The sequence below is a fragment of the Candidatus Methanoperedens sp. genome (assembly GCA_027460525.1).
Lineage (GTDB): Archaea > Halobacteriota > Methanosarcinia > Methanosarcinales > Methanoperedenaceae > Methanoperedens.
In genome coordinates, this window is the sequence record JAPZAS010000019.1 from 38,145 (window position 1) to 51,387 (window position 13,243).

The following is a 13,243-nucleotide window of genomic DNA, read 5'->3' on the forward strand; positions in this document are numbered from 1 at the left end:
ATGAATGGAGAAACTGAAAGGGTCGAAAAAGGTGAAAAACTTTTGGAAGTGAAAGCAAGCATGAGCGAGGATAAGAGTTTCAGGCTTGCTTTGCTTTTATTATTTGTCCTTTTCATGATACCGATTGGAATAACAATACTCAATTGGCTCGGCGGGAAAAGTATTGAAATCTGGTTATTTTTTAGCTGGGTCTGGATTCCTGGATTTATTATCCTCTGGTTCATGAAAAGAACCTATGAAATTTATGAGAACGGTATCAAAATAATGGTGAGATTTTACCCATGGAACATTTTTAAGGGCTACACTGTAAAGAATGGACAGGTTTTGATATATTATCGGTCGTTTTGGAGCGGAAGAGTCGTTCTGCCAGATAAAGATGGAAGAGTCGAAAAAGTAATAATGGAATATTTGGAACCTTATCAACCAGGTTTATTGGATTGAGTAAAGAGTGCGCCTTTTTTGAATTCCAATAAGGATGCTCTAAAATCTATATTCGCTATCCGAACATTAACTTGCCAATTCGGTAGAGTCACAAACCCCGTACGATGCACGATGCCAGTATCTAGCGTTATCAGGAACATACAGGATTATTCCCTGTTATGTCATAATAATTCGCATTTCAAAAAAAACTTACACCTTCTTCAATTCTTTGAAATCCATAATCGTAGAAATCGGATAAGTTGTGACATTGATCCCGCTCTCTTCCACTGCCGCCATCGCATTCGTTCCGGCATACACCACAACGCCCACTTTTCCTGTATCGATAGGCGCATTGAGCACGGACTTCCCGGGTTTCCCGATCTCGGCTATGCTCACCAACCTTGCATCCATCACGGATTCCAGCACCTTTTCAGCCTCCGGAATAGCCGACCCCGGAATCTCACGCAGGTTGGCAAGAAGCCTGCCCGAACCCGTATCCACAGCATCCAGAACCCTCGTCATCTTCTTGGACATAAAAATCCGCATCGGGTCAATGGTAGTACCGTTATAGACAATGAGTTCATCAAAATGCGTGGGTTTCCTGTCCTTCACTTCCAGCAGTCCCCCGTATTTAGGATTGACCGGAATCCCGTTTTTCAGCAGAATCCCGTCGATCGTTATGCTGCACATGGTAGCTATTCCCATTTTACCTTCCGGGATTTTAATGTCCGAAGTGAAAGTGCCCTCCTCCAGCGACTTAATATACGGACTGATGGAATAACCGTCATAAATCACATGCCTGAGCACTTCCATGGTTTTATCAAAATCATTCTTGTCTATTATTGACGTATTGATTATTACCTTGCCCTCTCCGGTTTTAAGGTCGAAAGATGTATCATAGATGAGCTTTTCTATCCTTGTTATGATGAAGCCCACCCTGTCCCCTACCAGTGCATCGTTAAGCTCGTTAATTCCAGGCTCCGTGATTACCCTGCCGTCATATCCATGGCGTTCGGTGAGACCCCGTTCATCCAGGATGCGAAGGTGATACCGCACCCCCCGCTCTCCGATTGGGTATCCGCGTTCGTTCATTCTGTCGGCTATCAACCGCGCCCCTATCGGGTCGTTGTTCTCATAGAGTATCCTGAGGATCTCTATGAGTTTTCTCTGCACCTGCGATTCAATAGTCGTTGTTGTCATTTCTTTTATTCAAACCTTCGAATGCATCACATATAATATTATCGGTCTTATGCCCCTTCTTTCAGCCACCGCGCAAATTCCACCAGCGCCCGATACCTGTGGGATAACCTGTTTTTCTCCTCTTCTTTCATCTCCCCAAAAGTCACACCTCCTACCTCGAATATCGGGTCGTAGCCAAAACCCGCGCTTCCGCGGATACCCTTTGCTATCTCCCCATTCACTTCCCCTGAAAAAACAATTGCCTCTTCCCCTGGTCGGCAGTATCCGATTACGCATTTAAAAACAGCGCTCCTGTTTTTTTCTCCTTCCATGAGTTTAAGTATTCTCTCATTTCCGAGGGTATCAAAAACATACGCAGAATAAGGTCCTGGAAACCCACCAAGTGCCTCTATGAAAAGCCCCGAATCATCCACCATGACCTCCTGATTCAAATTCTTTGCAGCCCACTGCGCCCCGAATTTTGCTATGGCTTCAAGGTTATCTTCCTGCAATTCAGGATACCCGCAGTTGTTTTGTTCCACGGTTATTCCGAGGGGCGAAAGAATATCGCCTGCTTCCTTTACTTTATGGGCATTGCCTGTCACGAAGACTATTTTTCTCATGATATTGTTTTCTCAGTTTCTTCTGCATTAGCGACCTTTTTATGAATTCCCTGTATTCAGGCTTAAATTTCATCAGTATCAACAATATAGGATAGCGCAGGAACAATATAAACGATGTAATCCCGATTGCAAGACCTGCGAGAAGGATTATTTTCGGGCCAAGAGGCAGGCTATGGATATCAAGCATAGGCAAAGCTCATTTCTGGTGTTCCAGATCGAACTCCTTATGCAGCACCGCGATTGCCTTTTTTGCACTTTCGGCGCTTACTGCGAAGGAGATATTGTGCTGCGATGAGCCTTGCGAGATCATTATTACATTGACAGCGGCTTTCCCGAGCGCCCCGAAAACACGTCCAGCTACACCCGGGGTATTTGCCATGCCAGCCCCCACGACAGCCACCACAGATATATTCCTGTCATGCGTTACTTCCTTGATTATACCGTTCTTGAATTCAGCCTTTATCGATTTCACTGCCTTATCAAGATGAGCCTCATCAACCACGATGGAAATATTCGCCTCCGAGGAGCCCTGCGAGATCATCACGATATTAACACCTGCATTTGCAAGCGTGGTGAACACGCGCGCTGCCACGCCTATTGTACCGACCATCCCTGCACCCGAGATGTTGATAAGTGCGACTTTTTTTATCACGGTCACAGCTTTCACTATATCCCTGCTCTTTTTCTCATCCTTCACCACCAACGTTCCCGGAAGCTCGGGATGGAATGTGTTCTTGACGCGCACAGGTATGCCGTGCCTTATGGCAGGCTCAATGGCTCTGGGGTGGAGCACCTTGGCGCCGAAATACGAAAGTTCCATGGCTTCGATATAAGAGATTATCGGTATCGGTCTGGCTTCAGGCACGATGACAGGGTCTGTTGTCATGATGCCGTCCACCTCTTTCCAGAGCCATATCTCGTTGGCTTTCAGTGCGGCTCCGATTATGGATGCTGTGAAATCAGAACCACCTCTCCCGAGAGTGGTGATAATCCCAGCTTCGTTCTCTGCAATGAAACCGCACACTACAGGGACACAATCATTTAAAAGGGGCTCGAGCCTTTCCTTCACAAGGGAATACGTTACTTCAAGGGGTTTGGCATTGCCGTATTCATCCGTGGTTATTATTCCTGCTTCGCCTCCCGTGAATGAGCGGGAGCTTACTCCAAGTGAGTTCAGCGAACCGCAGAGTATGGGTGCAGCCAATCGCTCGCCGTAGGATGAAATATAATCGATTGATCTCGCTGTGAGTTCACCGAGGTAACATATGCCGATGAGCGCTTTCTCAAGTTCTTCTATGCGCAGGTCAAGCTCTGCGGTTACTTTTTCTAAAATTACGGTCTTATCTATGGCTTCGTGGACTGCTTTGTGGTGCTGCTTTGTGAGGTCAGCGATGAATTCTTTTACCGCAGAGGTTTTTCCCGTTTCTGAGGCATCCCTGGCATTTTTTAGGAGCGCATCTGTGATGCCGCTGAACGCGGAAGTCACAAGAACAATTTCATTCCCTCCATTGCGATATTCCTTTGCAAGCTCTGCGACATGCCTCATGCGGACGCCGTCCCCCACCGACGTGCCTCCGAATTTCATCACAAGTCTCATACGGGCTTTTCAATCGTTGGGTGGTGTATTAAAGATTATGGAAATGATACCCGGAATTAGTAAAATTTGGCTTTGGCCTTATCATAAAAGGTAAAGAGCAAAGAGACGGGGCGTTATGGTGCCCCTGACCACATCCGATAAAGCGCCGGGAATGGGATTCGAACCCATGTGGATCGGATGAACCATCGGTTCTTAAGACCAGCGCATTAGGCCGCTCTGCCATCCCGGCACACTTAAGGGAATCCTTCAAGGGATATATGTGCGAGCCAAGAGCGGCGTGAAAGTAATCCCCGCTACACATCCAGAGGGCCCTTCAAGGCTAATATGGTTTTTGATGGAAGGTTTTATGTAGTTCACTGTAAATTATTAACTTGGATGAACTATAGGTTTTAAGATCGGGTACGGCTATGCCGTCCCTAAAAGGGATACATGGTTTGGCTGTGTATCCCTTTTTATTTTAACATAATCTTTTTTTGTTGTTTGCGGGATGGATTTTATTTTTTATGGTTATAGTAGCGTAGAAGAGAAAAAGGACATCACGGGCTTACTAAAATTCTGCGAAGAGTTTAAAACCCGGGGGCTGGTCATAACAAAAGACCTCTTGAGAAACAGGGGAACATTATACCAGCATGGCTATTTGTGATAATAATTTAGTGATCTTCTCATTTTACTCTTATTTTTCCCCCAACTCTGCCTTAATCACCTTCATCACACCAAAATCCCCCCTCCATAGCTTCTCAACCTCAAGCAGGTTAATCCTCTTCCTGTAATACGGCGCATCAAGCACCAGCGTTTCATACTCGCCGCCCTCGCCAGCGATATGAATCCTGTACTTCCTGTGCAAGGCTTTCAGGTCTTCTATCAGCCTTTCATTAAAGCGCCGCCCGAGCCATGAGCCGTCCATGCCCGCCGCAGCTACCTTGACCATCCGGATATCCATACACGTAATCATCTCGCGAAGCAAACTCTCAGGCTCACAATGCCATAATGGCGCATACATCGCAAGCCCGAGCTCTTCGCAGATATGCCGAACACGGGAAGCCTGATATTCCGACTCGATGGCACCTGCAACGACGCCCTCAACTTTTACCTGCTGCAAAGCCTTTTTCAGGTCATCGAGTTCCTTTTCCTTCTCTCCTGAAGAGGACATGGAAGTCAGCGGTATCCCGCACGCCTGCGAAATCATTTCAGTAAGATGTATGTTTGCAGAATGGAACATGTATGAATCCTCATACTCCGGCTTTATCGTGACAAGGTCTGTAACCTCATGACCTTCCTGCAGTGCCTTATAAATTGCAAAGGTCGAATCCTTGCCGCCGGAAATAAGCGCTGCCAGCTTCATTTTTCTTCTGCCGGTAGTTTCTTCTTTTCTTTCTTTTCCTTCCCGCCCTCAAACTCTTCAACTTCAACAACATTGAGCGGGGTGTTTCTCAGTGCCTTGCCTATGGTTGATTTTGCAATCCTTGCCGCATGCTCCTCGCTTTCAGCGTCATACACCTTCATTTCAAGCAGGATACCAACAAGCGCAGTGCCTGCCGCCATGAAAACGCTGTCAAAAGCCTCGCCGCATGCGGGACAGCTTGTGGTTCCCACCTCGATTTCCACGAAGTTCAAATCAGGATTGAGCAGTTTTCCGACCTCTGAGATCGCTATATTCATCGCATCTTCTACGCTTTCCACACTCTTCACAAGCCATGCGGCTTCAAGTGTAACAATATAATTTGCCATTTATTATTCCTCTTTCAAATCGTAAACAGGTCTTCATCACTCACTTTAAATACGCCCAGTTTAACGCCAGCATCCAGCCACGCATGCCCGTAGCTGAAGCACACAAGCGCGTTCACCATATCCCGTTCTTCAAGGAATTGCACGCCGTCATCGTAATATGAGCCTGCCATATTGGAAAAATCATCCGCAACTTTTCTTAAATGAGAATTTTCCTGGGGCGCAACCTCAAAGGCCTTGAGCGCTTTGTGCAAAAGCTCTTCGTATTTCTTTACTTTTTCCTCAAGGACTGCATGCGGTTTCATTTGCTCGTATTATTCTGGCAAAGATATGTAAAGGTTTGTAATATCTGTGAAACTTTCAGAATTAATAAAAAAAGGTAGAGGATTTTCAAGATTTCATGGATAGATTTGTGGATAGGATAGGAAGTGAATCTTGATAATTGTTATTTATCCTCTACAGAATGTCTTCATGTTTCACTATATAATAGTATTTTTCCAGAATTATATCCAAATTTACTCCAAATCATGAAAAACTGGTTTCCTAGAAATCGGTCATTATCCTGTACTGGTCTATCTCAGGCTGCTTGATTTCTTCCAGGAATTGCTCTGTCATGGAGCGCACATCCTTGGCTTTGGTGATTGCCCGTCCTACAACTATGATGTCGGCACCCGATTTGAGCGCTTCCTTGACCGTCTCCACGCGAATGCCGCCTGCGACAGCCACCAGCATTCTTTCCGACAGCTTCTTCATGGCTGGTATGTCGCCCCAGGCATATTCTGTTTTGTTTTCCACGTCAATTGCCCTGTGAAGCTCCACCACATCGGGTTTCACCGTCAGAGCCTTCAGCACCGAAATCGGTTTTTCAACATTGAGCATGTCGATCACAGCATAGATGCCGGTCTTTTTGGCTTCCTTTATAGCTTTCTCGATAGTGGAAACAGGCGCAAGCCCTGATATCACGATAGCGTCTGCGGTTGCATCTGCCACCATGCGCGCCTCGAGGTTGCCTGTATCAAGCGTCTTTAAATCCGCAACCACAAAGGCATTGGGGCGTACCTCTCTTATGGAGTGAACCACATCCACGCCGTATCTTTTAATTAGCGGGGTTCCAGCCTCGAAAATCAGGTGGTCGCTCTGCGGAACCTGTTTTATTATGTTCTTGACCGCCTCGATATCGGGTATGTCGATGGCAACCTGCAGATAGGGCGGATTCCATAACCTCACAACCTTGAATCCCATTATGGGGTGCATGGTTCTGTCCTTCTCGTACATGAGGGTCTTGCTGTCGGGGAAGCCCTGCATCGCCCTCTCGATCGCAAGTTTCGTGGCGCCGTAGTTGTATCGGTATATCTTATTGTAATCCTTTGCCTGGGGATGGATAAATACGCTCACCACGATGGCGATGTCTTCCAGTTGTTCTTCAGGGATGACGCCTTCCTGCACGGAATCCGCCACCGCCCTTGCCACCGCTGTCTGCGCAGGTCCGAATATCTGGGCTGCCTGAGCCATGTTTTTGACCGTTACCTTTGGCACGATGAGCGTGGCGGGTTTGGTGAGCAGGTTTGGTCTTATGACGGAGAGAAGAGGGGTGTGCCCCACTGACAACTGCGTGAAACCGTTCGCAAATGCCAGTCCGACAGGTCCTGTTTTCTCTCCGATAATCAAATCAATATGAGCCAGTTCCGGTTCCTCGCCGATTAAAGCCTCGCCTACTAAAAACATCTTATCGTACCTCAGGGCTTAAATTGGTAGTTTGGTATTTATGTATTTCTGCAAGATGGTTCTCCGTCTCCTTGCCTCTCAACTACCTCCGAATTAAGAGAACGCCTCCAAAATTTCCTTAGCAGTCTTTTCAAAATCGGGAATAAAACTGACCAGAGGTTTAAGCTCTCTCTCCCATATTCTATTTTTATCCATTAGACTTGTTGTAAACGCAACCAAATCAAAAACCATATCGTAATACTCAAGCTTTTTATTTATGAGTTCGGGATTAAAAGGGATTTTCTTTTTAATCAAAAACCACGTATCATAGACATCTCTGGCTTTATTCCTTGTCATGATAGCCCTGACCTTTTCAGATAAAATCTCTTCAAGATTCATCATAGTAAGAAGGTACGGCTGGAGATCCGGGTAAACAGGAACCACCTCATGGATTTCTTCTTTCAGGATAACTTTCTCCCTCTGACTCACTTCCACCCTTTGCACAGCCATGCTTCTTGGAGTTCCATCGTAAAGAGGACCTTTTATACTGTAAACGATTACTTCGCTTACATTCTCCATCCTGTTTATTTTCAATTCATTTTCAAGTCCGAATGTGGCTAAATCAGTCCTGATCCCATAGGCTATATCTTCAATATCCTCTTTTTTGGATGTAAAATCCAGGTCGTCGCTGAACCTGTTAAGCCCGTATGCTTTTTGCAGGGCAGTGCCCCCTTTAAGAACCAGCCAGTTGCCTGCGCGCCTTGACAGGAAGAGAAGCAAAATGTGCTGGAGGTAGTCGCTTTCTACCTGACCCAGGTTATAGCCCAGAATTGATTTCATTGATTCAAGATTTTTTCTACTGAGCATCGGAAAACACCTCGTTTATGATAAGTCTCCATTTAATGTTTTTCTCTCCTTTTTTCGGAAGAAGGGGATTAAGAAGGTCGTATTTCCTGTTAAGTCGATGTTTCAATTGCTCATAGACATCTATCCCTCTTTTTTCAAGAAGATAGCCAAGCCTCTTAATTGTCACAACCGAATCCATTCTAAGACCATACTCCACGAGGATATCTGTACTTAGCTTTTCATCTTCCATGGCATTGTAAATCTCATCAACAGGACAATACCTGGGAAGAAATAAGGAATCTACGATGAGTTTTTCTTTTTCTGCCACAAATATGAATTTGCCCTGAAATCTTTCTCTGGTGTATCCGAAAAATCTTTCCTTCTTTAATTTGATAAACTCCAGCGAGTATCCCTTCAGGGTAAGGCTCTTTTTTGACCTGGTGGAAGCGATGTAAATAATTCCAGGTATCTGGGTTGTTGCTCCGTAATAATAAAGAGCCGTTAAAAAAGACATGTACGATGGAAACACAAGATTGGTGGCTGCAACATAAGGATGGGTACCTGCGAGGACGTATTTGTCACGCTCCACCGCCTCCACCACACCCTTAGCCTTTAACCTGTTGAGGTAAACGCGGGTGTATTTTTTATCGGCATCGATAACCTTTGATACATCGTTGACTGTGAAGACAGGCTTTTCGTATGCTTCAAGGGTTCTGATAAAGTCCAGGAGTTTCATATGCTTTAATGAAACTTTTGTTTATTTAAAATTATCGTTTTTGATAATTATACGTAATCGAAAGTTCAAAAATAAGATAGTCCACAAGCAAGATAACCTCCCCACTACGATTACGCCAGCGCCTGATTTAGCGCTTCCTTGGCAGTCTCAACCCGGATGCCTCATGCCACCGCTGTTTGCGCAGGTCCGAATATCTGCGCCGCCTGCGCCATGTTTTTGACCGTTACCTTTGGCACGATGAGCGTGGCGGGTTTGGTGAGCAGGTTTGGTCTTATGACCGAGAGAAGAGGGGTGTGCCCCATGGAAAGCTGCGTGAAACCGTTCGCAAATGCCTGTCCGACAGGTCCTGTTTTCTCTTCAATAATCAAATCAATATGAGCCAGTTCCGGTTCCTCGCCGATTAAAGCCTCGCCTACTAAAAACATCTTATCGTACCTCTCTGCTTAAATTGATAGTTTGGTAGTTATGTATTTCTGCAAAAAGAGAGAACCCAAAAGAGAGAGTGTAAGATTAATATAGAAGTTAGTTAAAAGGAGGAGATAATGAGGGAAGATGTTCGACCAGAGGGATGTATATGCGAACCCTGTTCGGATATATCGACAAATTGGGAGGATATACGAACCAAGTTCAGATATGAACGAGTTAGGCGAAATATGCCCCATTACAAAAAGGTGAGCAAATATGAGTTTGAAAAAATTCCTGTAAGTCCGGAGTGGTGTTTTAAAAATATCCGTTCAACAGAACAATGGACACACGGTTATCACAGGTATCCTGCTAAGTTTTTACCAAACCTTGTAAAAAAAATTATTGAAGATTACACTCAGCCAACTGATTTGGTGGTGGACTTCTTTGCCGGTTGCGGAACGACTTTAGTTGAAGCGAAAGTTCACGGCAGACAATCAATAGGAGTTGACATAAATCCTGTTGCAGAGTTAATTACAAAAGCAAAAATAAATCCGATTGACTCAACGAAACTTGAAACTGAGTTTGAAAACCTCGTTAAAACGTTTGATGACTTTGAACCGAATGACTATTCTAAAATTAGCTTACATAACAGAATAGATTATTGGTTTTCTCCAAAACACAAATACAAAATTGCTTTTCTCTACGAGAAAATTTTATCAGTGCATGATAAAACTGCAAAAGAATTTTTCTTGGTTTCACTATCACACATAATGAAGAATTGCTCTAAATGGTTACAGTCGAGCACCAAACCACAAATTGATCCAGACAAAAATCCAACAGACCCTTTCATTGCTTTTAAAACACATACAAAAAAGATGATAAAAAAGAATAATGACTTTTTTAATCAACTCGAAAAAGATAAATATTTGCAAACATCTTGTGAAATTCGTCTGGAAGATGCACGAAAAACTTCTTTGCAATCTAACTCTGTTGGAGCAATTATTACATCTCCACCATATGTAACATCATACGAGTATGCAGACATACATCAACTCACAGCATATTGGTATAATTATATCACAGACCTACAAAGTTTCAGAAAAAATTTCATTGGAACATTTTATTCATTAAATCAAGAAACAAAAGTCGATTCTGAAGTTGGACAAAAAATCGTTAATCAGCTTTTAAAAAAAGATAAACGCAAGGCAAAAGAAGTTGCCAACTATTTTAATGATATGCAAGATGTAGCAAGAGAAATGCACCGTGTTTTAAAAGTAGGCGGACATGTTTGTTTAGTAATCGGCAACACAACTTTTTTAGGGGTGAAAGTAAAATCAGCGGAAGTATTTGCCGAAATTTTAGAATCGTTAGGTTTCAATTTCGTTGACATAATTAAGAGAAGCATTCCCTCTAAGTTGATTCCAACCATCAGAGACAAACAGACAGGAAAATTTTCAAAACTTGAAAACAAGAACAGCAAATTGGTTTATCCGGAAGAATATATTTTAATCGCAAAAAAGGTAGAATATGAACATAGATAATGTAGGAACTGTAATAGACAGCATACCCGTAACAATAAGCTATAAAATAATAGAACTTTTTTCTGCTGGACTCTATTCCAGTCCAAATAAAGCATTTGAAGAATTAGTCAGTAACTCGTATGATGCCGGAGCTTCACAAGTGTCGGTTTATGTTCCGCTTGACAAGAGTTTACCTGAATCAATTATTTGGGTTGCTGATAACGGTTCTTCAATGAATAAAGCGGAATTAAAACAATTTTGGAAAATTGGAGAATCAGATAAAAGAATAAATGAAAATCAAGACAGAATGCCAATTGGAAAATTCGGTATCGGAAAACTTGCTACATATGTTCTTACACACAAATTGACTTTGCTTTGCAAAGCAAATGATGGCAAGTATTACGCGACAACAATGAATTATTCAAACATTAACAAAGATTCAAGTGAAACTATTTCTCTCGATGAAAAACAATTAACATTAGAAGAAGTGAAAAGCATTTTATCTCCATTGATAAAAAAAGGACAGCAAGATTTACTTAAATTTAAACTTTGGGGAGACGATGCCGCAACAACATGGACTTTCGCAATACTATCAGAATTAAAAACGAAAGCAACAGAAATTAAAGAGGGAAGATTGAAATGGATTCTTAGCACAGCGTTACCACTCAATCCGGGTTTTAATTTAAGTTTTAATGGTGCGGCAATTCAGTCAAGCAAAGGTGGTATTGAGCCATGGAAAACATGGGTATTCGGAAAAGATGATGAAGTGGCGACTAAGTTTCAATATAGTGTCGGCAGTTATAAAGAAAAACCATGTGTTCATTTACCTAATTTAAATAATGTAACAGGACAAATAGATTTATATAGAGATTCGCTTTTAACAGGAAAATCAGCAGATACAGGACGGAGCAATGGAATTTTTCTCAATGTTAGAGGAAGGCTTGTAAATATTGACGACCCATTAATAGGAATGCCAGCGCTTTCTCATGGTGTATTTAATCGTGCGAGAATAATAGTTAACGCTGATGAGTTAGATGATTATATTACTTCAACAAGGGAATCAATAAAATCATCAGCAGCACTTGAGAACCTAAGAGAATACATACAAAGAAAATTCACTCAAGCAAAAGACTGGTATTTTGCTTCAATGGAAGATGAAGAAAAAAAGAATAGAGCAGCATATAAAATTTCTTATGCTTCTGCAAGTTTATCAAGAAGACCTTTAATAGTAGTTGCTAAAAAATTTCTTGACGGTGAAATAGGAGATTTAGTTTTAACTGAAATTCCTAATAATTTATCAATACAAGAAAAGACAAATTTTATTACAAAACTTGAAGCAGATCTAACAACTGATAAAGGTATAATACAGAATGTACAATGGGTGAATCTGAATCCGGAAGATCCAATTGCAAAACTTGAACTTGTAAGTGGTTTTGCTAAAATTAATTTGATGCATCCTTTTTTCGCCAACTTTTTAGAGGAGGTGAAATCGACTTTACCTTTTGAATTGATTGCGCTAACTGAAATTCTTACGGAATGCCTTTTACTTGATAGTGGCATTAATCAAGACGAAGTAAGAGAGATAATGTTTAAGCGGGATTCAATTTTAAGGGAACTCACTTTTAGCGACAAACCCAATGCACCATTTGTTGCTTCGCTATTACAAGCATCATTAGGAGATTCAACAGGACTGGAAAAAGGAGTTACCTATGCTTTCAACTCGTTAGGCTATGAAACTACACATATAGGCGGACCTGGTAAACCTGATGGCAAAGCGGTTGCTTATTTGGGACCATTAAACTCACTGGAGAATTACTCCATAACATTTGATGCAAAAAGCACTTTAAAAAATAAGATTAAGGCAACTACTACTCATATAACTGGAGTTGATAGACACAGAGATAATTACAAATCTAATTATGCGTGTGTTGTTGCAATTGATTATGAAGGAGCAGACGAACCTAATTCAGCAGTTAATACTGAAGCAAAAAAACATAAGATAAATCTTATCAGAGCAAAAGATCTAATGGTACTTGTATTAATATCCAGTCCGAAGCAAATCGGACCAAAACAATTAAGAAACTTTTTTGAAAATTGTCATACAGTAATTGAAACAACAAAATGGATTCAAGAACTGAGAACGAAAGAAGTAGCAAGAGGGCCTATTAAAGAGCTATTAGAAGAAGCATTTAAATCAAATAAAACCGATACAGAACCATCAAATCTTTATGCTTTAAGAAAAAGTAATCCAGAGTTAATGAAACATTCTTTTGAAAGCTTAAAATCCTTAGTGCAAAGTATTGAAAGACTTGTTCCGAACTATATTAGTATTTCACACGATAATATTGTGAGCCTTTCAGCTCCACCGGAGAAAATTTTGAATGCAATTCACCAAACATTACCAACGGAAGTTCCGCTTGAGTTTCGTGATATTTATATAAATGCTTTTTCATCAAAATAAGATGCCATTGCACAAAAAAATATACTC

General features: G+C 42.1%; 13 protein-coding genes, 1 tRNA gene and 1 pseudogene. 3 read left to right on the forward strand and 12 right to left on the reverse strand.

The genetic code is table 11. From position 1 onward, the window contains the following. Complete coding sequence (locus tag O8C68_07215; GenBank protein MCZ7395592.1) at window positions 1-441, forward strand: hypothetical protein; 441 nt, start codon at window positions 1-3, stop codon at window positions 439-441. 189 nt (window positions 442-630) lie between these two features. Here the strand turns inward: O8C68_07215 and O8C68_07220 are convergent, their stop codons facing one another. The 12 genes and pseudogenes from O8C68_07220 to fae all read right to left on the reverse strand — a co-directional run bounded on the left by O8C68_07220 (window position 631) and on the right by fae (window position 9,255). Continuing rightward, the gene (locus O8C68_07220) at window positions 631-1,620 is read right to left on the reverse strand and encodes a DUF128 domain-containing protein (GenBank protein MCZ7395593.1); all 990 of its coding nucleotides are present in this window, start codon (window positions 1,618-1,620) and stop codon (window positions 631-633) included. 47 nt (window positions 1,621-1,667) lie between these two features. Further along, the gene (locus tag O8C68_07225; GenBank protein MCZ7395594.1) at window positions 1,668-2,222 is read right to left on the reverse strand and encodes an XTP/dITP diphosphatase; all 555 of its coding nucleotides are present in this window, start codon (window positions 2,220-2,222) and stop codon (window positions 1,668-1,670) included. After that, window positions 2,185-2,409, reverse strand: coding sequence for a hypothetical protein (locus O8C68_07230; GenBank protein MCZ7395595.1), 225 nt, complete (start codon window positions 2,407-2,409; stop codon window positions 2,185-2,187). The genes O8C68_07225 and O8C68_07230 overlap by 38 nt, the downstream gene beginning before the upstream one ends. 9 nt (window positions 2,410-2,418) lie before the next feature. Next, window positions 2,419-3,819, reverse strand: a complete 1,401-nt coding sequence (locus O8C68_07235) for an aspartate kinase (protein MCZ7395596.1) — start codon at window positions 3,817-3,819, stop codon at window positions 2,419-2,421. A gap of 143 nt (window positions 3,820-3,962) precedes the next feature. Then, window positions 3,963-4,048 (reverse strand) — tRNA-Leu (locus O8C68_07240). Between the two features lie 444 nt (window positions 4,049-4,492). Further along, complete coding sequence (locus O8C68_07245; protein MCZ7395597.1) at window positions 4,493-5,161, reverse strand: TIGR00289 family protein; 669 nt, start codon at window positions 5,159-5,161, stop codon at window positions 4,493-4,495. Further along, window positions 5,158-5,547 carry a DUF555 domain-containing protein gene (locus tag O8C68_07250; protein ID MCZ7395598.1) on the reverse strand — a complete coding sequence of 130 codons (390 nt, stop codon included), beginning with the start codon at window positions 5,545-5,547 and terminating at the stop codon, window positions 5,158-5,160. The genes O8C68_07245 and O8C68_07250 overlap by 4 nt, the downstream gene beginning before the upstream one ends. 14 nt (window positions 5,548-5,561) lie before the next feature. Then, complete coding sequence (locus tag O8C68_07255) at window positions 5,562-5,849, reverse strand: DUF357 domain-containing protein (protein MCZ7395599.1); 288 nt, start codon at window positions 5,847-5,849, stop codon at window positions 5,562-5,564. Between the two features lie 238 nt (window positions 5,850-6,087). Then, window positions 6,088-7,269, reverse strand: coding sequence for a bifunctional 5,6,7,8-tetrahydromethanopterin hydro-lyase/3-hexulose-6-phosphate synthase (locus O8C68_07260; GenBank protein MCZ7395600.1), 1,182 nt, complete (start codon window positions 7,267-7,269; stop codon window positions 6,088-6,090). 93 nt (window positions 7,270-7,362) lie between these two features. Continuing rightward, window positions 7,363-8,115 (reverse strand): nucleotidyl transferase AbiEii/AbiGii toxin family protein, encoded by a 753-nt coding sequence (locus O8C68_07265; protein ID MCZ7395601.1) that lies wholly within the window; start codon window positions 8,113-8,115, stop codon window positions 7,363-7,365. Next, window positions 8,105-8,830, reverse strand: a complete 726-nt coding sequence (locus tag O8C68_07270; GenBank protein ID MCZ7395602.1) for a hypothetical protein — start codon at window positions 8,828-8,830, stop codon at window positions 8,105-8,107. Before O8C68_07270 ends, O8C68_07265 begins: the two co-directional genes overlap by 11 nt. 164 nt (window positions 8,831-8,994) lie before the next feature. Continuing rightward, window positions 8,995-9,255 (reverse strand): annotated as a pseudogene (fae, locus tag O8C68_07275) (formaldehyde-activating enzyme). 117 nt (window positions 9,256-9,372) lie between these two features. Between fae and O8C68_07280 the strand changes: the two are divergent. Both O8C68_07280 and O8C68_07285 read left to right on the forward strand, forming a co-directional pair. Further along, window positions 9,373-10,776, forward strand: coding sequence for a DNA methyltransferase (locus O8C68_07280; GenBank protein MCZ7395603.1), 1,404 nt, complete (start codon window positions 9,373-9,375; stop codon window positions 10,774-10,776). Next, window positions 10,763-13,216 carry an ATP-binding protein gene (locus tag O8C68_07285; protein MCZ7395604.1) on the forward strand — a complete coding sequence of 818 codons (2,454 nt, stop codon included), beginning with the start codon at window positions 10,763-10,765 and terminating at the stop codon, window positions 13,214-13,216. The genes O8C68_07280 and O8C68_07285 overlap by 14 nt, the downstream gene beginning before the upstream one ends. Window positions 13,217-13,243: the final 27 nt, after the last annotated feature.

Coding starts and splice junctions, on each gene's coding strand:
- O8C68_07215 (MCZ7395592.1), top strand. CDS start 1: ATGAATGGAGAAACTGAAAGGGTCGAAAAAGGTGAAAAACTTTTGGAA.
- O8C68_07220 (MCZ7395593.1), bottom strand. CDS start 1,620: ATGACAACAACGACTATTGAATCGCAGGTGCAGAGAAAACTCATAGAG.
- O8C68_07225 (MCZ7395594.1), bottom strand. CDS start 2,222: ATGAGAAAAATAGTCTTCGTGACAGGCAATGCCCATAAAGTAAAGGAA.
- O8C68_07230 (MCZ7395595.1), bottom strand. CDS start 2,409: ATGCTTGATATCCATAGCCTGCCTCTTGGCCCGAAAATAATCCTTCTC.
- O8C68_07235 (MCZ7395596.1), bottom strand. CDS start 3,819: ATGAGACTTGTGATGAAATTCGGAGGCACGTCGGTGGGGGACGGCGTC.
- O8C68_07245 (MCZ7395597.1), bottom strand. CDS start 5,161: ATGAAGCTGGCAGCGCTTATTTCCGGCGGCAAGGATTCGACCTTTGCA.
- O8C68_07250 (MCZ7395598.1), bottom strand. CDS start 5,547: ATGGCAAATTATATTGTTACACTTGAAGCCGCATGGCTTGTGAAGAGT.
- O8C68_07255 (MCZ7395599.1), bottom strand. CDS start 5,849: ATGAAACCGCATGCAGTCCTTGAGGAAAAAGTAAAGAAATACGAAGAG.
- O8C68_07260 (MCZ7395600.1), bottom strand. CDS start 7,269: ATGTTTTTAGTAGGCGAGGCTTTAATCGGCGAGGAACCGGAACTGGCT.
- O8C68_07265 (MCZ7395601.1), bottom strand. CDS start 8,115: ATGCTCAGTAGAAAAAATCTTGAATCAATGAAATCAATTCTGGGCTAT.
- O8C68_07270 (MCZ7395602.1), bottom strand. CDS start 8,830: ATGAAACTCCTGGACTTTATCAGAACCCTTGAAGCATACGAAAAGCCT.
- O8C68_07280 (MCZ7395603.1), top strand. CDS start 9,373: ATGAGGGAAGATGTTCGACCAGAGGGATGTATATGCGAACCCTGTTCG.
- O8C68_07285 (MCZ7395604.1), top strand. CDS start 10,763: ATGAACATAGATAATGTAGGAACTGTAATAGACAGCATACCCGTAACA.